This is a genomic window from Ruegeria sp. F5, assembly GCF_056533845.1.
Genome location: NZ_JBQFOU010000005.1, coordinates 197,086 through 219,521, shown reverse-complemented (window position 1 = coordinate 219,521; position 22,436 = coordinate 197,086). Strand labels below are relative to the sequence as shown.

Sequence of the window (22,436 nt, the reverse complement as noted above, 5' to 3'; positions counted from 1 at the left end):
TTTCAGGGCCTCCAGGTCAGGAAGTTCCCGATCATGCGCAAGCCCACGTCCTGACTTTTCTCGGGGTGGAACTGCATCCCAACCATCGTGTCGCGGCCGATCACGGCCGTGACCTCTTGCCCATACTCCACATAGGCCAGCCGCTGCGCAGGATCGGTGACGCGGAAATGGTAGGAGTGGACGAAATAGGCGTGATCGCCCGACGCCACGCCCTCGAACACCGGGTGAGCGCTTTCCAGAACCAGATCGTTCCAGCCCATATGTGGCACCTTCAGCGCGCTGTCTGACGGTTCGATCTTCACAACATCCCCGGCAATCCAGCCCAGCCCATCGGTCTCGGAATACTCATGACCCTTCGAGGCCATCAGTTGCATGCCAATGCAGATGCCCAGAAACGGGCGGCCCCTCTGCTCGACCGCCTCGACCATCGCATCATAGATACCCTTGTGGCCCCGCAACTCTGCCGCGCAGGCCGGGAAGGCCCCGTCACCCGGCAGCACGAGACGATCCGCCCGCGCGACAATTTCGGCGTCCGAGGTCACGACAACCTCACCTGCATCCACCTCGCGCGCCATGCGTTGGAACGCCTTTTCGGCGGAATGCAGGTTGCCGCTTTCGTAGTCGATAATGGCCGTCAGCATTTACAGCGCGCCCTTGGTGGACGGAATCGCATCTGCCTTGCGCGGATCGGTCTCAACCGCGTCCCGCAACGCGCGCGCGACAGCCTTAAAGGCAGCCTCGGCGATGTGGTGGCTGTTGAAGCCGTGCAACTGGTCGATATGCAGCGTGATGCCGCCATGAGTGCTGAGCGCCTGAAAGAACTCGCGCACCAGTTCTGTGTCGAAAGTGCCGATTTTGGGCGTGGGCAAGTCCACATTCCAGATCAGGAATGGGCGGCCCGACAGGTCCAGCGCACAGCGCACCTGCGCATCGTCCATGGGCAGATGGCATTCGCCATAGCGCCGGATGCCTTTCTTGTCGCCCAAAGCCTGTGTCAGCGCCTGACCCAGCGCGATGCCGGTATCCTCGACCGTGTGGTGGTCGTCGATGTGATAATCGCCCTTGGCGCGGATCGTCATGTCGATCAGCGAATGGCGCGCAAGCTGGTCCAGCATGTGATCGAAGAAGCCGACGCCGGTCTGGTTGTCATACTGGCCGGTGCCGTCCAGATTGACCTCGACCACAATCTCGGTCTCGGCGGTCTGACGGCTGAACTTAGCGCTGCGCATGGGCGAATTCCTTTTGCTACAGGGGCGCTTATAGACGTGGACGGGCGGCCTATCCAGACTGCTTTATGCCTTCGTGGCGAACTGTTGCAGGGGATTGCACCCACGCGCCGCCCATGCCAGCCTGCGGGCAACACGAACCAACAAGGCCCGGCCCATGTCCACCTGCGTTTTCATACAGATCCGCTGCAAACCCGGCACCACCTACAAGGTGGCCGAGGATATCGCCCTGCGCGAAATTCATTCCGAACTCTATTCCACCAGCGGCGAATATGACCTGCTGTTGAAGCTCTACATCCCCGAAACCGACGATGTCGGCCATTTCATCAACGAAAACCTGCTGGTGATTCCGAATATCGAGCGGTCGCTGACAACGATGACCTTCAAGGCGTTCTGAGGGTCAGCCCAGCTCAAACGTGGTGATGCCGTAAATCCGATCCAGATCGACATCCGGCGCGTGGCTGGAATACATCCGGCCGGTCTCGAACACCTTGTTCAGCCCAAGATGGTCAGCCAGAGCCATTGCCTGCGCGTTCGGGTTGGGCATGTCGATGAACACCTCGCTGCCCATCTGGCCTTCCGGCAGGGTGGTCAAAAGCGATACCAGCAGCGCGCGGGCGATGTCTTCGTTATCCGCAAACAGCGGCCCGACCTTGTATCCGTTCAGGCACCGCCGCAGCGTCGCATAGCCCCTGATCCGCCCGTTGTCCTCGAACACGCGCGAAACGTGGTTCGGCGCGTCCAGCCAGCCATGCAGGAAGGTATCACGCTCGGCAGGGAACAGGCCGCGGTCATAGGTCTTCAATTCGTTCGTTAGGGCGTTCAGGGGTGCAACATGATCCTGCGTATCCCGGCCCAGCGTGCGCAAGACGTCCCGCGCCGTGCCGCCGAAGCGGTAGTTGTCATAGGCCAGCGTGAAGCCGAACTTGTGGTAATTCTCCTGCTGTTCGACCACGCCGTCCATGCCCATGTTCCGGTCTTCGCAATGGGCCTTGACCGCGTTGGCGACCTGCAGGCCGTATCCCGATCCGCGATAGGCGGGTTGCACGATGTAAAAGCCCAGAAACGCATAGTGATCGTCGTAATTCACAGCCGAGGCCGACGCGATCATCTGACCGTCCAGAAAGCCGCCCTTGAACCCATGCGGATCCGAGCTGTGGAAACAGGTCGCGTCGTGAAGTCCGGGGTTCCACCCTTCCTGACCCGCCCAATCGACGGCCATCTGAACCTCGTCCGGTGTCAGCGCGCGAATTTCATATTCGGGCATGGGCGTATCTCCGTCAGGCATGTGATTGCGGCCAGAATGACGCAAGCCCGGCAAAAGAACCAGCATGTAAGGAAGGTTTGGTATCTGGAGCGGGCGAGGCGATTCGAACGCCCGACCCTAACCTTGGCAAGGTTATGCTCTACCCCTGAGCTACGCCCGCATCAGATACTTATGTGGTCCAAAGACCTCTCAATGGAGCGGGCGAGGCGATTCGAACGCCCGACCCTAACCTTGGCAAGGTTATGCTCTACCCCTGAGCTACGCCCGCGCCGTTGAGTGAGGAGGGATGTATTAATTCCAACGGGTGCCTGCAAGCGGAAAAACGCATCTGCAGGAAAATTTCTTTTGCCGCGACGGAAATCTGCCGGACCTGCGTTGAACCTTTAGACAGGACTAAAAAGTTCGAGGTGACAGGTGAAAAACAAAGAGAGTTTCAAAATCGCAGCACTGGCCATTCTGATGGCCGTCGCCGCGATTGTGACCCATGTTGTGCCAGAGCCAGAGGCCGACGTTCAGATGTGGCAATCGGCGCATACGGTCGTAGCGGGGCGTCTGGCGGGGTGATATCCGGCCCGCCCGGACGCCAAGAGTTCAGAGCGCCAGTCCCAGATTGACGAAAGCGGCAACCAGTATGGCAGCAAAGGTCAGCACCATGCCGATCTGGCGCAGAATCACGATTTGCGGGGTCTTGCCAAAGCCATAGACATGGCAAAGCCGCCCGGCCAGCAGGCACAACCCCAGCAGGTTCACCAGCAGGCCGCTGGCCCCCTGCAACTCGACCATTGCGATCAGCAGCAGCCCGAACGGGGCGTATTCGGCAAAGTTGGAATGCGTCCGCATCGCCTTGAGCATCGCGGTATCACCCGAATCGCCGTACGAAATCTTGTGGCTCCGCCGGGTGTTGATGACCCAGCCGCTAAGGCCGACATAGATGATCGCCAGCAACGCGGCGTAGATCGGCGTGATGGACAGCATTGTTCCCTCCCTGGTCGTGAAACGGGCCGCCCGGATATCCGGACGGCCCGCAGATCAGTCAATAAACTAGATCGGTCACTCCAACTCGACCAGTAGGTCCTTTGCGTCAATCTGGCCGCTGGGCTGAACGTGGACAGCCTTGACCACCGCGTCACGCTCGGCATGGATGCCGGTTTCCATCTTCATCGCCTCGATGGTCAGCAGCAGGTCGCCTTCTTTGACCTCCTGACCGGCGGTTACGGCAACGGTGGCCACAACGCCCGGCATCGGCGCGCCGATATGGTTGGGATTGCCGGCCTCGGCCTTGGGTCTTTGTGATGTCGAGGCTTTGACAAGGCGGTTCGGCACCCGGATCACGCGGGGTTGACCGTTGAGTTCGAAGAACACTTTGACTTCGCCCTTCTCATCGGTCTCGCCGATGGCCTGACAGCGGATTTCCAGCGTCTTGCCCGGATCGATCTCGGCGGTGATCTCTTCGCCCGGCTCCATCCCGTAGAAGAAGGTGCGTGTGGGCAGGGTGCGGACCGGGCCATAGGTCCGGTGGCGGCCCATGTAATCAAGGAACACCTTGGGATACATCAGATAGCCGTTCAGGTCTTCGTCATCGACCTCTTTGCCTTCCAACTGCTTCGACAGATCGGCGCGGGTGGCCTCAAGATCGACGGCGGGCACATCCTTGCCGGGGCGGTCGGTGTTGGGGGCTTCGTCCTTCAGCACCTTTTTGATGATCGTGTCGGGGAACCCGCCCGGAGGCTGACCCAGATTGCCGCGCATCATGTCGATGACGGAATCCGGAAAAGCCACGTCGGTCGCCGGGTTTTCCACGTCACTGCGGGTCAGGCCCTGACTGACCATCATAAGCGCCATGTCGCCCACCACTTTCGACGAAGGCGTTACCTTGACGATGTCGCCGAACATCTGGTTCACGTCGGCATACATCTGGGCGACCTCGTGCCAGCGCTCTTCCAGTCCCAAGGACCGCGCCTGCGCCTTGAGGTTAGTGAACTGGCCGCCGGGCATCTCGTGCAGATAAACCTCGGACGCCGGGGCCTGCAGGCTGGATTCGAACGCCGCGTACTGGCCGCGCACGGCCTCGAAATAATCGCTGATCTCGCGGATGGCCTTGATGTCCAGCCCGGTGTCGCGCTCGGTATGGCGCAGCGCCTCGACCACGGTGCCCAGCGTCGCCTGAGACGTGTTGCCCGAGAAACTGTCCATCGCGCAATCCACCGCGTCCACGCCCGCCTCGGAGGCAGCCAGAATGGTAGCGCTGGCGATGCCTGCGGTGTCGTGGGTGTGGAAGTGGATCGGCAGCCCGACCTCTTCCTTAAGTGCCCGGATCAGGATGCGGGCCGAGGCCGGTTTCAGCAGGCCAGCCATGTCTTTCAGGCCCAGCACATGCGCGCCTGCATCGCGCAGTTCCTTGGCCATGCCGACATAATATTTCAGGTCATACTTGGCGCGGTCGGGGTCGAGGATATCACCGGTGTAACAAACAGTACCCTCACAGATCTTGCCGTTCTCAACAACGGCATCCATCGCCACGCGCATATTCTCGACCCAGTTGAGCGAGTCGAACACGCGGAACACATCGATGTTTTGCGAGGCCTGACGGACGAATTCCTGCACCACGTTGTCGGGATAGTTGGTGTAGCCAACCCCGTTGGCCCCGCGCAGCAGCATCTGGGTCATCAGGTTCGGCATCCCTTCGCGCAGGTCGCGCAGACGTTGCCACGGGCATTCCTGCAGGAAGCGATAGGCAACGTCGAAGGTTGCACCGCCCCAGCATTCGACACTGAACAGTTGCGGCAGGTTCGCCGCATAGGTCGGCGCCACCTTGATCATGTCGATCGAGCGCATCCGGGTCGCCAGCAACGATTGATGCCCGTCGCGCATGGTGGTGTCGGTGATCAGCAACTGCCGCTGCGCCTTCATCCAGTCGGCCACGGCCTGCGGACCCTTTTGTTCCAGCAGGTTGCGGGTGCCCATCTGCGGTTCGGCTTTCAAAGCGGGGGGCCTGGCCTCTTTCAGATCGGCGCGCGGTTCGGGACGGTCCTTGGTTTCGGGATGCCCGTTTACCGTAATATCCGCGATGTAGGTCAGAACCTTGGTGCCCCGGTCGCGGCGTTTCTTGAAGGTAAACAGGTCCTGCGTCGTGTCGATGAATTTGGTGGTGTATTCATTCGACAGGAAGATCGGGTGCTTCAGCAGGTTGATGACGAAGTCGATATTGGTGCTGACCCCACGAATGCGGAACTCGCGCAGGGCGCGGTCCATCCGGGCGATTGCCATGTCCGGCGTTGGTGCCCAGGCCGTGACCTTGGTCAGCAACGAGTCGTAATACCGCGTGATCACCCCGCCCGAATAGGCGGTGCCGCCATCCAGGCGGATGCCCATGCCGGTTGCTTCCCGATATGCGGTGATGCGGCCATAGTCCGGGATAAAGTTGTTCTGCGGATCCTCGGTGGTGATCCGCGTCTGCAACGCGTGCCCGTTCAGTTGCACATCCGCCTGACTTGCCGCGCCGGTTGCTTCAGCCAGCGTTTTGCCCTCGGCAATCAGAATCTGGGCCTGCACGATGTCGATGCCGGTGACTTCTTCGGTAACGGTGTGTTCGACCTGCACGCGAGGGTTCACCTCGATGAAGTAGAACTTGCCGGTTTCCATATCCATCAGGAATTCGACCGTCCCCGCGCATTCATAGTTCACATGGGCACAGATGCGGCGGCCCAGCTCGCAAATCTCGGCACGCTGTGCGTCGCTCAGGTAAGGGGCAGGGGCGCGTTCAACGACCTTCTGGTTGCGGCGCTGAACCGAGCAGTCGCGTTCATAAAGGTGATAAATCTCACCATGCTTGTCGCCGAGAATCTGCACCTCGACATGGCGGGCGCGGGTGATCATCTTTTCCAGATAGCCCTCGCCATTGCCAAAGGCGGCCTCGGCCTCGCGGCGGCCTTCCAGCACTTTTTCTTCCAGTTCGTCTTCCGACAGGATCGGCCGCATGCCGCGCCCGCCGCCGCCCCAGGACGCTTTAAGCATCAGCGGATAGCCAATCTCGGCGGCTTCCTTGCGAATGGCATCCATGTCATCGCCCAGAACCTCGGTCGCGGGGATGACCGGAACGTCAGCGGCAATCGCCACCTTCCGCGCGCTGGCCTTGTCGCCGAGTGCGCGCATGGTTTCGGCCTTGGGACCGATGAAAGTGATGCCGTTCTGCACACAGGCATCCACAAAATCGGGGTTTTCCGACAGCAGGCCGTAGCCCGGGTGGATCGCGTCAGCGCCGCATTCCTTGGCGACGCGAATGATTTCATCGATGCTCAGATAGGCGGCAACCGGCCCCATCCCCTCGCCAATGCGATAGGCCTCATCCGCTTTGAAACGGTGCAAGCCCAGCTTGTCCTCTTCGGCAAAGACCGCGACGGTGCGTTTGCCCATCTCGTTTGCGGCGCGCATTACGCGAATGGCAATTTCGCCGCGATTGGCGATCAGGATCTTTTTGAAGTCGGTCATGTCAGGTCCCGGTCCTACTTGTTTGGCCGTTTTTCTAGGCGGACAATACGCGCAGGTACATAGGTAGTTCTGGGTAGAACCGGCATGTTATCGCTCGCAAACGCCGCTTATATGTGCAGGCTTAATACACGCGCTGCATTGCAGCATCAATCCTGATGCCCTGACCGCGCAATTTTTCCGGGGTCTCGACCCCCAACTGCCCCATATTGGCAAGCATGTCCTGCCGAAGAATATCTATGACATGTGCGGGCCCATCTGCCCCCAGCGCCGCAAGGCCGTACAGGAAACCGCGGCCCAGCATGACAAAATCCGCCCCCAGCGCGAACGCCCGTAGTATATCCAGCCCCCCCTCGACGCCGCTGTCAAAGATCAGGGGCAGGTCCGTCGCCAAACGGATTGCGGGCAGCGCGTCGATGCCGGCGGGGGCGCCGTCAAACTGCCGTCCGCCGTGATTCGACACCCACAGGGCGTCAATTCCGGCCTGTTTCAGGCGGTCAGCATCTTCGGCGCGCAACACACCTTTGACGATGAATGGCCCATCCCAGTTGTCCCGCAGCCATTTGACATAGTCCATATCCGGAGAGGTGCGCAGCAAATATCCGATATGCGCCGTCGGAGGCAGATCAACCGAGTTGTCGATGTACTTGTCCAGCGTGCGCATATGCGGCACCCCGCTTTGCGCCATCCCCATGGCCCAGGCCGGGCGCAGGGCGATCTGAGCCAGCAGGCGGGGTGTCAGTTTCGGGGGCTGCCGCAGGCCCGAACGGGTTTGCCGTTCGCGTCTGGAGGCCACAGGAACGTCCGCTGTCAGAACCAATGTGCCAAACCCGGCCTCCCTGGCCCGGCGCAGCATGTCTGTACGTATCTCCGGATCCCGGGGCGGATAAAGCTGAAACCATGCGTTTTCGCCGATATGCGGGGCCAGATCCTCGGGCATCTGGCTGGCGACGGTGGACAGGGTATAGGGGATACGCGCCGCCTTGGCGGCCCGCGCCAGATGTCCTTCCGCATCCGGCCAGACCAGCCCGGACATACCGATCGGCGCAATGCCGAATGGCAGAGGGTAATCCCGCCCCAGAAACTGAACGCCGGTGGAATAGTCCAACTCGCCATGCAGGATCGACGGCATGAGCCCAACCCGATCCAGCGCGTCGCGATTTCGCTGCCGGGCCTTTTCTGCCCCGGTTCCGCTATCGATGTAGTCCCAGACAAACCGAGGCAACCTGCGCCGCGCGTGGCGCTTCAAATCTGCAATACCGGGATACTTGCTGTGAAGGTCCATGAGGATTGATCCGACCTGCACCGCGATTCGGCAAGGTCTCAGGCGGCGGATGCCTCGGGCGGGGGCTTTTTTGTCACCTTTTCCCGTGTCTTGGCACAACCGTCGGGCTCCGCGCCTTTGGCCAACTGCACCTGATTGCGCCCCTTGTCCTTGGCCAGATACAGCGCATCGTCCGCCGCGCGCATCAAATCCTGCGGCATGGTCCCATGCGCCGGGTAATGCGCCACACCGACCGAGATGGTGATACGGGGCAGCGACTTCTCACCATAGCGGACCGAGACCGCCTCGACCGCCTGCCTGATATGTTCCGCCCGCGTCATTGCATCGTCCGGGGTGTTTTCGGGCAGGATCAGCATGAACTCTTCACCTCCGATCCGGCAGGCGATCTCATCCCGGTCACAGCCTTGCTCCAGCGCGGCGCCGACGGCGCGCAGCACCATGTCGCCTGCGTCATGGCCATGGGTGTCGTTGAATTTCTTGAAATGATCCACGTCCACCGCAATCAGGCTGAGCGGCGCGCCGATCTGCTGGCTGCGGCTGATCGACTTGCGCAGCGTGTCGGTCATGTGGCGGCGATTGAACAGCCCGGTCAGCGGGTCGCGCACCGACTGATCATGCAGCTGATCGCGCATCTGCACATTGGCAATCGCCATGCTGATCTGCTCGGCGCAGAGTTGCGCCAGCTTCTTGCTGGCGTGAAACTCCGCGCCGCTGCCGTCATGGGCACGCAGATGCAGCAGGCCCACCGTCTCGCCATGGGCCAGAATCGGGAAACAAAAATAGGGCCGCCCGTCATGGGGTTCGGCATGTTCGCACACAAAATCAATTTCGGACGCGCCAAATTCATAGGTCCGCCCGCGCCGCAGGCCCCAACAGCCCTCGGGGTGGATATGCGCCTTGTGGTTCCCGCCGTTCCAGCTGGCGCAGCCATCCAGCACATCGCGCGAGTTGGAATAGACATACACGCTGCCCTCAGCCTCGGGCAGGATATGGGTCATGAAACGCGAGACCATGTCGAACAGCTCGTCCAGCGAGCGGCTGGATTGCAGCCACTCATTCAACTCGCCCAGTAACCGCACTTCGCGCGCCAGCCGCAACTGATCATCCATTAACTCCCGCTCTTTGACCGCGCGGTTTTTCAGGCTGCGCAATTGTTGCCGGTTGCTGCGAAACACCACCGCGGCAACGGTCAGAATCGTTCCGATCATCAGGCAGCCGATCAGCGCCAGAAGCGGCCGGATTCGCCCCAGAAAGGCGACCCGCAGGTCGCTGACATCAGTGAAGAACTGCACCGCCCCCAGATAGGCACCACCATTGGTGACCGGAGCCACCGTTTCGGCCACATCGCGGGTTTGGTCGGACTGGCTGAGCGTTGCGGTCTCGGCGTGCAGAACCTCCAGCGCGGATTTCTGTGACAGTTCGTAGAAAATGCGCCCCTTGAACGTTTCATCCCGGCGTTCTTCCGACAGGGCCGGCGCGTGGCTATGCGGTCCGGCTGAGGACCAGATGGCCCGCCCGGTCGCATCATAGACCTGCATCCGGAACACGTCTGTCGCGCCCAGAAACCGTTTCAGAACGGCGGCTTCATCCGCGTTGATCTGACCGGTTGTGAATTCGAACTGAAAATCGGGCATCAGGACCGAAATATGGCTTTCCCAAACCTCGGCCCGGTGGCGCACTTCGGCCTCGATCATGCGATCGACCAGCGGGTCGGCCCCCTTGACCGATATCCATCCGGCCAGCCCGATCACGCACAGCAGCCCCGCGCCCGCAACCAGACGCATGAAAATGCGCCCCAGGGTTTCTTTCTTTTGCCCGTCCACCACACCAATCCCCTTATGTTCCTGTCTGCAGCGTCGGGGGATTTCTTTGAAAAATCGTTAAGGCCTAAGGATGCAGGCAGGGTTTACATCCCGCCAAGCCCGAAAATTCATGATATTGGGCGCGAACAAGGCGTGAACAAACCCTTTCCCTTCGCGCGCATCCGGCGTAGTTTGGAGCCATGAGCAGTTTTGACGAAATGGACGCCTTCGAGGGCGCATCGCTGTCGGCGCGGGCTATGCCTGCGGCGTCTGCCGAGTATCTGAACGACCTCAACCCGGCGCAGCGCGAAGCGGTTGAGCGACTGGACGGCCCGGTGCTGATGCTGGCCGGGGCCGGTACCGGTAAAACCAAAGCGCTGACCGCGCGGATCACCCACCTGCTCAGAACCCACCGGGTGCGCGAGAATGAGATTCTGGCGGTGACCTTCACCAACAAGGCCGCGCGCGAGATGAAAGAGCGCGTGGGTCGAATGCTGGGCCGACCCGCCGAGGGGATGCCATGGCTGGGAACGTTCCACGCGATCTGCGTCAAGCTGCTGCGGCGCCACGCGGAACTGGTTGGGTTGAAGTCGAACTTCACCATTCTGGATACGGATGATCAGAAACGGCTGCTTAAGCAACTCACCCAGGCCGCAAACATCGACGACAAACGCTGGCCCGCGCGGATGCTGGCCGGGATTATCGACGACTGGAAAAACCGCGCCCTGACGCCCGACAAGGTGCCCGCTGCGGATGCCGGGGCCTTTAACCACAAAGGGATCGAGCTTTACGCCCAGTACCAGGCCCGCCTGCGCGAATTGAACGCGGTGGATTTCGGCGACCTGCTGTTGCACATGGTCACGATTTTCCAAAGCCACCCGGACGTGCTGGAGCAATACCAGCGCTGGTTCCGTTACATCCTGGTAGATGAGTATCAGGATACCAACGTCGCCCAGTACCTCTGGCTGCGGCTGCTGGCCGGAGGGCACAAGAACATCTGCTGTGTGGGCGATGACGACCAGTCGATCTATGGCTGGCGCGGGGCCGAGGTTGGGAACATCCTGCGGTTTGAAAAGGATTTTCCGGGTGCCTTCGTGGTGCGGTTGGAACAGAACTACCGTTCCACACTGCATATCTTGGAATCGGCGACCAATGTAATTGGTGGAAATGCGGATCGGCTTGGCAAGGAGCTTTGGACAAATGCAGAGAAAGAGGGCCAAAAAGTAAAATTGATAGGCCACTGGGATGGCGAAGAAGAGGCGCGTTGGATCGGAGAGAAAATCGACGATCTGGCTAGCGGCAGGGCAGTCGAAGCGCAGAATAGGTTCAATCCTAGGCTTAAGAGTTTCGAGCAAGAGTTGGATCGTCGAGCAAAGGTAGGGCTGGGCCCAATTGATAGACACACTTACATCCAAGAAGCTTTCGAATCCGGCGATGTTTACACAGATATCAAAACTCAGAACCTAATTATTGAGTTGTTATCCAGTGATGAAAAGTCATCCAATATGCTTCAGTCGGTTCTGGCAGGGCGGTCGAATAAGTTCAGTCTAAACGAAATCGCCATCCTCGTCCGCGCCTCACACCAGATGCGCGCCTTCGAGGATCGGTTCCTGACCATCGGTCTGCCCTACAAAGTGATCGGCGGGCCGCGCTTCTATGAGCGGATGGAGATTCGCGATGCCATGGCCTATTTCCGGCTGGTGGTCAGCCCCGAGGATGATCTGGCGTTCGAGCGGATCGTGAACACGCCGAAACGGGGCCTCGGTGACAAGGCGCAGCAGACGATTCAGGTGTTGGCGCGTGAGAACGGGGTGTCTCTGGTCGAGGGTGCGCGGATCGCTGTCGATAACGGTCTGATCAAGGGCAAGGGTGGTAAGGCGCTGCGCGAGTTGATCGATGGGCTGGCGCGATGGAACGCGATGACGCGGGGGCCTCGGATCGAGGTGGATGATGACACGGTCATTGACGACGGCGTGTCGCCGATCCGCTACGGCGCACCAGAGCATACGCATATCGAACTGGCGCAGATCGTGTTGGACGAATCCGGCTATACCGCCCATTGGCAGAACGAAAAGACGCCCGAGGCGCCGGGGCGTCTGGAAAACCTCAAGGAACTGGTCAACCAGTTGGACAATTTCGAGAACCTGCAGGGGTTTCTGGAGCATGTCAGCCTGGTGATGGATAACGAACAGGACTCGGATGGCGCTAAGGTCTCGATCATGACCCTGCACGCGGCCAAGGGGCTGGAATTTCCCGTGGTGTTCCTGCCGGGGTGGGAGGACGGGCTGTTCCCGTCGCAAAGGTCGATGGACGAATCGGGCATCAAGGGCCTGGAAGAGGAACGGCGGCTGGCCTATGTGGGGATCACCCGCGCGGAAGAGGTCTGCACCATTTCCTTTGCGGCCAACCGGCGGGTGTTCGGGCAGTGGCAGAACTCCATGCCTTCCCGCTTTATCGACGAACTGCCCGAGGATCATGTGGAGGTGCTGACGCCCCCGGGTCTTTATGGCGGAGGGCAGACCACAGCCAGTATCGAGACCCGCGCGGCCGAGGCGAATGTCTATAATTCTCCGGGCTGGAAGCGGATGCAGGCGCGGCAGGGGCAGTACGGAATGTCTCAGCCCCGGGAAAGCCGCAATACGGTGATCGACGCGACCGCCGTGGCCAGTTTTACGCTGGGCGAACGGGTGTTCCACCAGAAATTCGGCTATGGCGCGGTTGTCGGGATCGAGGGCGACAAGGTCGAGGTCGAGTTCGACAAAGCGGGCACGAAGAAAGTGGTCTCGCGCTTTCTGACCACCAAGGATGATGTGCCGTTTTAAGGCTCAAATCCCTTCGACCAGCACCAGATTTGCCGTCGCTGTATTCTGCCTGATCTTGGCCAGTTCAACATAATTCGGGTCGTCTTTCCACGCTTTCGCGGTGGCCATGTCCGGAAACTCCATCAGGACGATGCCATCTTCCGCCCAACTGCCCTCGACAACCTCGACGGGTTTTGAGGAAACGGTTAGCAATCGCCCGCCATGCCGGTCAAAGATCGGCATGAAGCCTTCAAGGTATTTCTGGTATCCGTCCGGGTCGTGGATGGAAATCTGGGCGATGAAATAGGCGGCCATGGGACACTCCTGAAAAACCGTTCGCGCCTTTAGCTTACATCGCTTGTGCTGAAACGAAAAACGGCGGTTCCCAGGGAGGAGGAAGGGGAACCGCCGTTCTTTTCTACATCAGGGCAGGGAGGAGGAAGCCCCGATGTATCCGAACCCGGGTTTGATCCCGGTATGAGGAAGACGCGGCGATGTCAGGGAGGAGGAAGGACATCGCCGCGCACTTTCAACATCGAGGCAGGGAGGAGGAGAGCCCCGATGTATCAGGTTCCGGCGTTCAGGGCCGGTATAAGGTGCGGCAGCATCAGGGAGGAGGAGAGACGCTGCCGCTGATTACAGACCCTAATGGGAGGAGGAAGGGCCTGATCTCGGTTATCTTTTTGACGCTTAGCGCGCCGAGAAATCTTCAACTGCCTGCAGCGCCAGGCTGCGGATCATCGAACGGCTCAGCCCCAGATCGGCCAGTTCGCGGTTCGACAGCGACGACAGTTCGCTGACTGTCTGGTGATAAAGACGATACCGCGCGATCCGTGTTTTCACCGCCTCGATCACCGATGCAAACCCGCTTGCATGTGTGCTTTTCAGCATCGACGTGTTGCTAGCTACTGCCATGTCCATAACCCGTAAATTTTGTTGTTGCCGGTGTCGTCCGGCGTTTGCTTGAGACTGAAAATAGGCAATTGCTGCAATTGCACAATAGGTCACGTCGTCAATGCTGCTATGCAGCAAATGCATGGTTATCATAGGGTTGAGAGCGGCTGTCCGAATAAGCCTTGAAAATATATGATTTCCGGTTCGCGGGTAGGGTCCGCAGGTCTCGCGATTTCTGTTTGCGCAAACGAGACGCCCCATCTTTGAGCGCGTTTTGCTAATATTTGTGCAAGCTGAATGCACGGTTTCTGATCGGGTTCTGTTGGATCATGCCGTGCCGTTGGTGTCATGGGAAACCATGGGCAAAGGTCCAGAGCCGTGATTTGCCCGCCGTTGAAGGGGCGCGATTCGTGGGAATTGCCGACAAATCTACGGGTTCAGGCTGTGCAAAATCGCCGTAGACCAGTTTTTCGGGAATTTATGGGAAAATCTGGTTAGGCAAGTTTTCATCTATATATTGTGTCGCGTTCTCAATTGTGTCGCAGATAGGGTGCAATTGTCCGGCTTTCCATTTCCAATCAGTGTGTCTAAACTAGCAAAGCGCCCTTAGTGGTTGAAAATTCCTGTTGATTTCCATGAATTCCCATGGCATCCCTTATTCATCCGATGAGGACGAGGCAGCAGGGGCACCAAACGACCCCGAACCAAAATAATCAGGTTTCATACAGGCATCTCGCTTTCATCACTTCGAAGATCCGGCGCGCGGGCGAGCAGACATCCCCCCAGGTGGCGCGTGCAGCTGGACATCCCGCTCAGCGGGCCAATGCGGCGGGTTGATCAGTGGCAGCAGATCAACCCGCCGTTTTTCATCCGGGGGGAACGTGAATTTTGAGGTGGGGCGCAAGCGAAAGGGACAGTCGTCTTGGCGCGCAGGTTTAGAGGTGAAAGCCACCACAAGGTGGATTCGAAGGGCAGGGTCTCGATCCCGGCCTCGTTTCGCCGTGTGCTTGAAGCCTCGGACCCCAACTGGCAGCCCGGTGACAATCCTGAACTGGTGATTGTCTATGGCGACCACCGCCGCAAATACCTTGAATGCTATACGATGCAGGCGATTGACGAGGTCGACGCCAAGATCGATGCGCTGCCGCGTGGTTCAATGCAGCGCCGGATGCTGCAGCGCCTGTTCCACGGCCAGTCCTTTCCGACCAATGTGGACGAAACCGGGCGGCTGGTGTTGCCCGCCAAGCTGCGCAACAAGATCGACCTTGAAGGCGAGGCGTTCTTTATTGCCGCCGGTGACACTTTCCAAATCTGGAAACCCGAGACATACGAGGCCGACGAACTGGCCGCCACCGAGGAATGGCTGGACGATCTGCCCGAGGATTTCGATCCGATGCAGTATCTCGACGGCATCGGGGATGCGTAACGGCATGGCCGGCGCTCAGACTTCATCTAACCCTCACATCCCTGTTCTGTTGCGTCCGTTGCTGGCTGCCGTGGCACCCGTGTCCGGTGTCTGGCTGGACGGTACCTTTGGCGCGGGCGGCTATACCCGTGGCTTGCTGGAGGCTGGGGCCGAGAAGGTCATCGGCGTGGATCGCGACCCGCTGGCCTTTGAGATGGCCGCCGATTGGGCCGAGGATTATGGCGACCGATTGGTGATGCAGCAGGGGGTGTTCTCGCGCATGGATGAATATGCGCAAGATCTGGACGGGATCGTACTGGACCTTGGCGTCTCGTCCATGCAGTTGGATCAGGCCGAGCGCGGTTTTTCCTTCATGAAAGACGGCCCGCTGGACATGCGTATGAGCCAGCAGGGTGAAGCGGCAGATGATATCGTAAATCATGCATCCGAAAGTCATTTGGCTGATCTTCTATACCTTTATGGTGAAGAACGGGCGAGCCGCCGCATTGCTAAAGCGATCGTAAAGGCTCGTGCCGAGGAATACATCGAAACGACCCTGCAACTGGCCGAGATTATCGAATCCTGCTTGCCGCGCCCGAAGCCGGGCCAATCACACCCCGCGACTCGCAGCTTTCAGGCGTTGCGCATCGCGGTAAACGCCGAATATGAAGAACTGTTTCAGGGTCTTATGGCCGCCGAACGCGCCTTGAAGCCCGGCGGGCAGCTGGCCGTTGTGACCTTCCACTCCATCGAGGACCGGATGGTCAAGCGGTTCTTCCAATCGCGCGCGGGCAAGACGGGCCGCGCCAACCGATATGCGCCCGAGATGGAACAGGAACTGCCGCAATTCACGCTAAAGACCCGCAAGGCCGTGGGTCCCGACGATCAGGAATTGCAGGAAAATCCGCGCGCGCGCTCCGCCAAGTTGCGTGTCGCGGTACGAACTGAGGCTCCGGCGGGGGAAATTGAGGCCCGCGTCATCGGGATGCCGCAACTTGGGGGAAGGGCAAGATGAAGAGTGTTTTGTATGTGTTGACTGCCTTGGCCGTATTCGGACTGGCGCTTTGGGCGTATCAGGAGAACTACCGGACCCAGCAGGTGGTGAAGGAAACCCAGAAGCTGCAGCGAGAGATCGGCGTGGCGCAAGTGCGGCTGGCCGTGTTGAATGCCGAATGGGCCTATCTCAATCGCCCCGACCGTCTGCGCGAGCTGGCCGATCTGAATTTCGAACGTCTGGGCCTGCTGCCCCTGCGCGCCGAACAGTTTGGCCGGGCAGACCAGATCGCCTATGCTGAGGACCCGGACCTGCCCATCGTCGATCCGATTGAATTGCAGGCCATCACCAATATTCAGGCGCTGGGCGAGGTGCAGATCCCATGACCCGAACGCCGCTGCGCCCTCTGGCCCGTGTCCTTGACGCCCGCGCGCGGGGCGAAAACCCCAAGGTGATCGAGCGCGAGAACATCCGCCAGCGCCACGAAGACATGAAAGACCGCGCCCGGGCCCGTGCCGAGGGGCGGTTGCTGGTTCTGGGCCTGTTCTTCTTCTGCGCCTTTTCTGTGGTTGGCGTCCGCATGGGCATGCTGGCAACGTCTGAGGCGCAGGAGCCTCTGGCCAGCGCGCCCGGTGCCGCCATCGCCATGCAGCGCGCCAATATCGTGGATCGCGAGGGACGCATTCTGGCGACCAATCTGGATACCTATTCGGTCTACGCCCAGCCGCCCCTGATGATCGATCCGGTTGCGGCGGCGGATCAACTGGTCGCAATCTTCCCCGATCTGGAAAAAGAGCGTCTGGTCAAGGACTTCACCGGCGACCGCAAGTTCCTGTGGATCAAGAAACGCATCTCGCCCGAACAGAAACAGGCCGTGCATGACATTGGCGATCCCGGCATCCTGTTTGGCCCGCGCGAAATGCGGCTTTATCCCAACGGCAAGCTGGCCGCCCATATCCTCGGCGGTTCGGGCTTTGGGCGCGAGGGCGTGAGCGCTGCCGAAGTGATCGGCGTGGCAGGCGTTGAAAAACAGTTCGACGACTACCTGCGCGACCCGGCCAATGGCAACAAGCCGCTGCAATTGTCGCTGGACCTGACCATTCAGGCCGCGGTGGAGCAGGTGCTGTATGGCGGCATGAAGATCATGAACGCCAAGGGCGCCTCGGCGGTTCTGATGAATGCGCATACGGGTGAGGTTGTCTCGGCGGCGTCGCTGCCGTCCTTTGACCCGAATGACCGCCCGCGCCCGCCGACCTCGGGCTTTGACCCGTCGGACAGCCCCTTGTTCAACCGTTATGTGCAAGGCGTTTATGAGCTGGGGTCCGTCTTCAAGATTTTCACTGCTGCGCAGGCGGTGCAACTGGGTCTGGTAAACTCGAACACCATCATCGACACATCCGGCCCGATGAAGATCGGGCGTTTCCCGATTGGTGAGTTCAACGGCAAGAATTACGGCAAGATCAGCGTGGCCGATGTGATTGTCCATAGCTCGAACCGCGGCACCGGGCGGCTGGCGCTGCAGATCGGCGCGCGGCGGCAGCAGGACTTCCTGCAATCGCTAGGCATGTTCGAACCCACACCGTTCGAGATTGTCGAGGCGAAAGGCGGGGAACCGCTCAAGCCCAGGAAATGGGGTGAGTTGAGCACCGTGACCATCTCGTACGGCCACGGGCTGTCGACCAGCCCGATGCATCTGGCGGCGGGCTATGCGGCGATTGCCAATGGCGGGCATTATGTCAGCCCGACGATTCTGCGGAGGAACGGCCCGCAATACGGGCCACGGGTGTTGTCGGATAGTGCTGCGACGCAGGCGCAGAAAATGTTGCGCAAGGTTGTCACCGATGGCACGGCCAGCTTTGGCGATGTGGCGGGCTATGATGTGGCGGGCAAGACCGGCACGGCGGATAAACCCAAGCCGCGCGGGGGCTACTATGATGACAAGGTCATTGCCACTTTTGCCACGTTTTTCCCGGCTTACGATCCGAAATACGTGCTGATCGTCACGCTGGATGAACCCTCGATCGTCGCTTATGGCGAAAAGCGCCGGACGGCGGGCTGGACAGCGGTGCCGGTGGCGGCGGAACTGATCGGGCGCATCGCCCCGTTGCTGGGTTTGCGGCCCCGGCTTGAGCCTGAGGCGGGCGCTGCTATAACCCTGACCTCAAATTAGGCTGTCCAACAGAGGTGGGTCATGGGCGCAAGGACAAAGAAACTCAGCCAACTGGCCCTGACCGCGCGCGGAGGGGCCAATCCTGACATCACCGGGCTGGCCGTTGACAGCCGTGAGGTCAAGGACGGTTTTTTGTTTGCAGCGCTTCCCGGCACGCGGGTTCATGGCGGCGAGTTCATCCAGTTCGCCCTGCGCATGGGGGCAGCCGCAATCCTGACCGATGCCGAAGGGGCGGCAATTGCCGCTGACGAACTGGCCGCCTCGGACGCGGCCCTGATCGTTGTCGAAGACCCGCGTCAGGCACTGGCCGGATGCGCCGCGCTGTGGTTTGGTGCGCAGCCGCAGACCATTGTGGCCGTGACCGGAACAAACGGCAAAACCTCGGTCGCTTCCTTTGTCCGGCAGATCTGGACCGAGCTTGGCCATGCTGCCGTCAACCTTGGCACCACCGGGGTCGAGGGCGCATGGACCGCCCCGCTGGCCCATACCACGCCCGAGCCGATCACCCTGCACCGCTGCCTTGCCGGGGCTGCCGAGAACGGCGTGACCCATGCGGCGATGGAGGCATCCTCGCACGGGTTGGAACAACGCCGTCTGGACGGGGTGCATCTGACCTCGGCGGGGTTCTCGAACTTCACGCAGGACCATCTGGACTATCACGAAACATTCGAGGCGTATTTCAACGCCAAGGCCGGCCTGTTCGACCGGGTTCTGCCCCAGGACGGGACCACGGTGATCAATCTGAGCGATCCCAAAGGCGCGCAGGTGCGCAAGATCGCTGAGGCGCGCGGTCAGGAGGTTCTGACTGTTGGGCTGGGTGACGCCGACCTGTGCCTGATCCGTCAAAGGTTCGATGCCACCGGTCAGGACCTGCGCTTTTCATGGCAGGGCAAGCCGTACCAGACCCGCCTGAATCTGATCGGCGGTTTCCAGGCCGAGAACATCCTGTTGGCCTGCGGTCTGGTGATCGCTTCGGGGGATGACCCCGAACGCGTGTTCGAGACCCTGCCGCACCTGACAACCGTGCGGGGGCGGATGCAACTGGCCGCCACGCGTGAAAACGGCGCGGCAGTTTTTGTGGATTACGCCCACACGCCCGACGCGGTGGCCACTGCGCTGAAAGCCCTGCGCCCGCATGTGATGGGTCGCCTGATTGCCATCGTCGGCGCGGGCGGGGATCGCGATGCCACCAAGCGCCCCCTGATGGGGCAGGCGGCGGCAAGGCATGCCGATGTGGTCTTTGTCACCGATGACAACCCGCGCAGCGAAGACCCCGCCACCATCCGTGCTGCCGTCATGGAAGGCGCGCTCGGCGTGGGCGGGACCGTCAGTGTGACCGAGGTCGGCGACCGCGCCGAGGCCATCCTGCGCGGCATCGACGCCCTGCAACCCGGCGACGCGCTGCTGATCGCGGGCAAGGGCCACGAGACCGGCCAGATCGTTGGCGATCAGGTGCTGCCCTTTGACGATGTCGAACAGGCCAGCATCAGCGTCGCGGCTTTGGACGGGAGGGTGGCATGACGCTCTGGACCGCGGCCGAGGCTGCCGAAGCGACCGGAGGGCGCGCTACAGGTGACTGGCAGGTTGACGGCGTGTCGATTGACACCCGGACATTGCAGCCCGGTGATCTGTTCGTCGCCCTCAAGGCCGCGCGGGACGGGCATGATTTCGTGGCGCAGGCGCTGGAAAAGGGCGCGGGGGCAGCGCTGGTGTCCCGCGTGCCCGACGGCGTTTCCGAGGACGCGCCGCTGTTGATTGTCGATGACGTGCAGACGGGGCTTGAGGCGCTGGGGCAGGCGGCCCGCGCCCGCACCGATGCCCGCGTTGTGGCCGTGACCGGAAGCGTCGGCAAGACCTCGACCAAAGAAATGCTGGCCAACATACTGGAGACGCAGGGCAAAACCCATGCCAGCGTGGCCAGTTACAACAACCATTGGGGCGTACCCCTGACACTGGCGCGCATGCCGCGCGACACCGAGTTTGCCGTGATCGAGATCGGCATGAACCACCCTGGCGAGATCGCCCCGCTGGCCCGTCAGGCCCGCCCGCATGTGGCTTTGGTCACGACGGTTGCGGCAGTGCATCTTGAGGCGTTCGATTCAGTTGCCGGTATCGCCTACGAAAAAGCAGCAATCTTCGATGGGCTGGAAACCGGCGGTGCGGCCATCGTGAACGCGGATACCGACCACGCGGACATCCTGCGCCGGATCGCGCAGGAGCAGGGCGCGGGGATCGTCGATTTTGGCCGCGAGGCTGCGGATTATCGTCTGAAGGATGTGACGCAAGCGGCGAATTCAGTTCGCGCGGATGCGTCGGTCGGAGAGGCTCGGATCAGCTTCGACGTTCAGTCGGCGGGCACGCATTTTGCCATGAACGCGCTGGGTGCGCTGGCGTCCTGCGTCGAATTGGGTGTCGATCTGGATGAGGCTATTGAAGGCCTGCGACAATGGTCGCCCGTCAAAGGGCGTGGCGTGCGCGAGACTCTGCGGCTTGCGGGTGGGCAGATCGAGCTGCTGGACGACAGCTACAACGCCAACCCGACCTCGATGGAGGCTGCGCTGGAGGTGCTGGCCGTGTCGCAAGGCGACCGCCGGATCGCGTTTCTGGGCGATATGAAGGAACTGGGCGCGCAGGAACATGCCATGCATGCCGATATGGCAAAGGTCGGGGCGATGGCGCGGGTCGATCAGGTGCACTGCATCGGTCCGCTGATGCAGGCGCTGCACGACGCGCTGCCGGACGACAAGCGCGGGCTTTGGTTCGCCACCAGCACCGAGATGGCCGAACATCTGCCGGGGCTTATCAAACCGGGTGACACTGTTCTGGTGAAAGGCTCGCTCAGCATGGCGCTGGCGAAGATTGTTGACGCTCTGCGGAAAATGGGGCAAGGGGGCGCGCTTGACTGATGCCCGTACCCGCGACCGCTGCGTGAGAAAGGTTTTGCGATGCTCTACTGGTTGACCGCCTTGTCGGACGGAGGGGATTTCTGGAACCTCTTCCGTTATATCACGTTCCGTGCAGGCGGCGCCTTTATGACCGCGCTGGTCTTTGGGTTCCTGTTTGGCAAACCGCTGATCAACGTGCTGCGCAAGAAGCAGGGCAAGGGCCAGCCGATCCGCGACGACGGGCCCGAGGGGCATTTCTCGAAGGCCGGAACGCCGACGATGGGCGGATTGCTGATCGTGGGCGCGCTGGTGACATCGACGCTTATCTGGGCGCGGTGGGACAATCCTTATGTCTGGATGGTGCTGTTCGTGACGTTGGCCTATGCGGCCATCGGGTTTGCCGATGATTACGCCAAGGTGTCGAAGCAGAACACCCAAGGCGTGTCCGGCAAGATGCGGCTGGCGCTGGGCATCATTATTGCCGCTTTGGCGGCGCTGTGGGCCACTTTGCATCACCCCGATGCGCTGCAAAGCCAGTTGGCGGTGCCGGTGCTGAAGGACACGCTGATCAATCTGGGTATTTTCTACATCCCGTTTTCGATCGTGGTGATCGTCGGGGCCGCAAATGCGGTGAACCTGACTGACGGGCTGGACGGGCTGGCGATCATGCCTGCGATGATCGCGGCCTCGACCCTTGGGATCATCGCCTATGCGGTGGGCCGCGTCGACTTTACCGAGTATCTGGACGTGCACTACGTGCCGGGAACCGGTGAGATATTCATCTTCACCTCGGCGCTCTTTGGCGCGGGGCTTGGGTTTTTGTGGTACAACGCCCCTCCGGCGGCGGTGTTCATGGGCGATACCGGGTCGCTGGCGCTGGGTGGGGCCTTGGGCGCAATTGCCGTGGCGACCAAGCACGAGCTTGTGCTGGCCGTGGTTGGCGGCTTGTTCGTGGTCGAGGCGCTGAGCGTGATCATCCAGGTGCTTTACTTCAAACGCACTGGCAGGCGCGTGTTCCTGATGGCCCCGATCCATCACCATTATGAGAAAAAGGGCTGGGCCGAGCCGACGATTGTGATCCGGTTCTGGATCATCTCGCTGATCCTGGCGATGATCGGTCTGGCAACGCTGAAAGTCCGGTAGCTCTCGCGCCAGGTTCGGCGGACCTGCGGTCTGCCTGCCGCCTGTTGGGCCGGGCTCGCGCTGGCGCGCGAGCCTTTGG

At 60.8% G+C, this 22,436-nt stretch carries 19 protein-coding genes and 2 tRNA genes; 10 read left to right on the top strand and 11 right to left on the bottom strand.

All coding sequences use genetic code 11. The features are described from left to right. Positions 1–2: 2 nt before the first annotated feature. On the bottom strand, positions 3–641 hold the full coding sequence (gene hisH, locus ACR0K1_RS09930; RefSeq protein ID WP_480612967.1) for an imidazole glycerol phosphate synthase subunit HisH: 639 nt from the start codon (positions 639–641) through the stop codon (positions 3–5). Further along, positions 642–1,229 carry an imidazoleglycerol-phosphate dehydratase HisB gene (hisB, locus tag ACR0K1_RS09925; RefSeq protein ID WP_480612969.1) on the bottom strand — a complete coding sequence of 196 codons (588 nt, stop codon included), beginning with the start codon at positions 1,227–1,229 and terminating at the stop codon, positions 642–644. Positions 1,230–1,383: 154 nt separating this feature from the next. Between hisB and ACR0K1_RS09920 the strand changes: the two genes are divergently transcribed. Then, a complete protein-coding gene (locus ACR0K1_RS09920) occupies positions 1,384–1,623 on the top strand; it encodes an Lrp/AsnC family transcriptional regulator (protein ID WP_155147317.1) in 240 nt (79 codons plus the stop codon). A gap of 3 nt (positions 1,624–1,626) precedes the next feature. Here ACR0K1_RS09920 and ACR0K1_RS09915 read toward each other — a convergent pair whose 3' ends face one another. The 3 genes from ACR0K1_RS09915 to ACR0K1_RS09905 form a co-directional block, all read right to left on the bottom strand. Then, the gene (locus ACR0K1_RS09915; RefSeq protein ID WP_480612971.1) at positions 1,627–2,493 is read right to left on the bottom strand and encodes a GNAT family N-acetyltransferase; all 867 of its coding nucleotides are present in this window, start codon (positions 2,491–2,493) and stop codon (positions 1,627–1,629) included. 85 nt (positions 2,494–2,578) lie between these two features. After that, positions 2,579–2,653 (bottom strand) — tRNA-Gly (locus ACR0K1_RS09910). A gap of 33 nt (positions 2,654–2,686) precedes the next feature. Then, positions 2,687–2,761 (bottom strand) — tRNA-Gly (locus ACR0K1_RS09905). A 146-nt stretch (positions 2,762–2,907) separates the two neighbouring features. On the opposite strand from ACR0K1_RS09905, the gene ACR0K1_RS09900 reads away from it, so the two are divergent. Continuing rightward, on the top strand, positions 2,908–3,057 hold the full coding sequence (locus ACR0K1_RS09900) for a hypothetical protein (protein ID WP_480612973.1): 150 nt from the start codon (positions 2,908–2,910) through the stop codon (positions 3,055–3,057). Between the two features lie 27 nt (positions 3,058–3,084). On the opposite strand, the gene ACR0K1_RS09895 is transcribed toward ACR0K1_RS09900, so the two are convergent. From ACR0K1_RS09895 to ACR0K1_RS09880, 4 genes are all read right to left on the bottom strand, one after another. Beyond that, positions 3,085–3,468, bottom strand: coding sequence for an MAPEG family protein (locus ACR0K1_RS09895; RefSeq protein ID WP_480612975.1), 384 nt, complete (start codon positions 3,466–3,468; stop codon positions 3,085–3,087). Positions 3,469–3,543: 75 nt separating this feature from the next. Next, complete coding sequence (locus ACR0K1_RS09890; protein WP_480850386.1) at positions 3,544–6,981, bottom strand: pyruvate carboxylase; 3,438 nt, start codon at positions 6,979–6,981, stop codon at positions 3,544–3,546. Between the two features lie 121 nt (positions 6,982–7,102). Next, positions 7,103–8,263 carry an alpha-hydroxy acid oxidase gene (locus tag ACR0K1_RS09885; protein ID WP_480850384.1) on the bottom strand — a complete coding sequence of 387 codons (1,161 nt, stop codon included), beginning with the start codon at positions 8,261–8,263 and terminating at the stop codon, positions 7,103–7,105. Positions 8,264–8,301: 38 nt separating this feature from the next. Next, positions 8,302–10,047, bottom strand: a complete 1,746-nt coding sequence (locus ACR0K1_RS09880) for a sensor domain-containing diguanylate cyclase (protein WP_480850533.1) — start codon at positions 10,045–10,047, stop codon at positions 8,302–8,304. Positions 10,048–10,265: 218 nt separating this feature from the next. On the opposite strand from ACR0K1_RS09880, the gene ACR0K1_RS09875 reads away from it, so the two are divergent. Then, positions 10,266–12,887 carry an ATP-dependent helicase gene (locus tag ACR0K1_RS09875; protein ID WP_480850383.1) on the top strand — a complete coding sequence of 874 codons (2,622 nt, stop codon included), beginning with the start codon at positions 10,266–10,268 and terminating at the stop codon, positions 12,885–12,887. 3 nt (positions 12,888–12,890) lie between these two features. Here the strand turns inward: ACR0K1_RS09875 and ACR0K1_RS09870 are convergent, their stop codons facing one another. Both ACR0K1_RS09870 and ACR0K1_RS09865 read right to left on the bottom strand, forming a co-directional pair. Then, positions 12,891–13,181: a DUF1330 domain-containing protein gene (locus ACR0K1_RS09870; protein ID WP_480850381.1), complete on the bottom strand. Its 291-nt coding sequence runs from the start codon at positions 13,179–13,181 to the stop codon at positions 12,891–12,893. 375 nt (positions 13,182–13,556) lie between these two features. Then, complete coding sequence (locus ACR0K1_RS09865; protein ID WP_480850379.1) at positions 13,557–13,904, bottom strand: DUF1127 domain-containing protein; 348 nt, start codon at positions 13,902–13,904, stop codon at positions 13,557–13,559. 814 nt (positions 13,905–14,718) lie between these two features. On the opposite strand from ACR0K1_RS09865, the gene mraZ reads away from it, so the two are divergent. From mraZ to mraY, 7 genes are read left to right on the top strand one after another with little or no spacing between them, the layout of a single operon-like run. Next, on the top strand, positions 14,719–15,186 hold the full coding sequence (gene mraZ, locus ACR0K1_RS09860) for a division/cell wall cluster transcriptional repressor MraZ (protein ID WP_480850377.1): 468 nt from the start codon (positions 14,719–14,721) through the stop codon (positions 15,184–15,186). A gap of 4 nt (positions 15,187–15,190) precedes the next feature. After that, positions 15,191–16,180, top strand: coding sequence for a 16S rRNA (cytosine(1402)-N(4))-methyltransferase RsmH (gene rsmH / locus ACR0K1_RS09855; RefSeq protein ID WP_480850531.1), 990 nt, complete (start codon positions 15,191–15,193; stop codon positions 16,178–16,180). Further along, the gene (gene ftsL, locus ACR0K1_RS09850) at positions 16,177–16,545 is read left to right on the top strand and encodes a cell division protein FtsL (RefSeq protein WP_480612991.1); all 369 of its coding nucleotides are present in this window, start codon (positions 16,177–16,179) and stop codon (positions 16,543–16,545) included. Before rsmH ends, ftsL begins: the two co-directional genes overlap by 4 nt. Beyond that, on the top strand, positions 16,542–18,329 hold the full coding sequence (locus ACR0K1_RS09845) for a peptidoglycan D,D-transpeptidase FtsI family protein (protein WP_480850376.1): 1,788 nt from the start codon (positions 16,542–16,544) through the stop codon (positions 18,327–18,329). Before ftsL ends, ACR0K1_RS09845 begins: the two co-directional genes overlap by 4 nt. A 21-nt stretch (positions 18,330–18,350) precedes the next feature. Then, complete coding sequence (locus ACR0K1_RS09840; protein WP_480850374.1) at positions 18,351–19,850, top strand: UDP-N-acetylmuramoyl-L-alanyl-D-glutamate--2,6-diaminopimelate ligase; 1,500 nt, start codon at positions 18,351–18,353, stop codon at positions 19,848–19,850. Next, positions 19,847–21,235, top strand: coding sequence for a UDP-N-acetylmuramoyl-tripeptide--D-alanyl-D-alanine ligase (locus tag ACR0K1_RS09835; RefSeq protein ID WP_480850372.1), 1,389 nt, complete (start codon positions 19,847–19,849; stop codon positions 21,233–21,235). The genes ACR0K1_RS09840 and ACR0K1_RS09835 overlap by 4 nt, the downstream gene beginning before the upstream one ends. A gap of 39 nt (positions 21,236–21,274) precedes the next feature. Beyond that, positions 21,275–22,357: a phospho-N-acetylmuramoyl-pentapeptide-transferase gene (mraY, locus tag ACR0K1_RS09830; RefSeq protein WP_480612998.1), complete on the top strand. Its 1,083-nt coding sequence runs from the start codon at positions 21,275–21,277 to the stop codon at positions 22,355–22,357. The last annotated feature ends 79 nt before the right edge of the window (positions 22,358–22,436 follow it).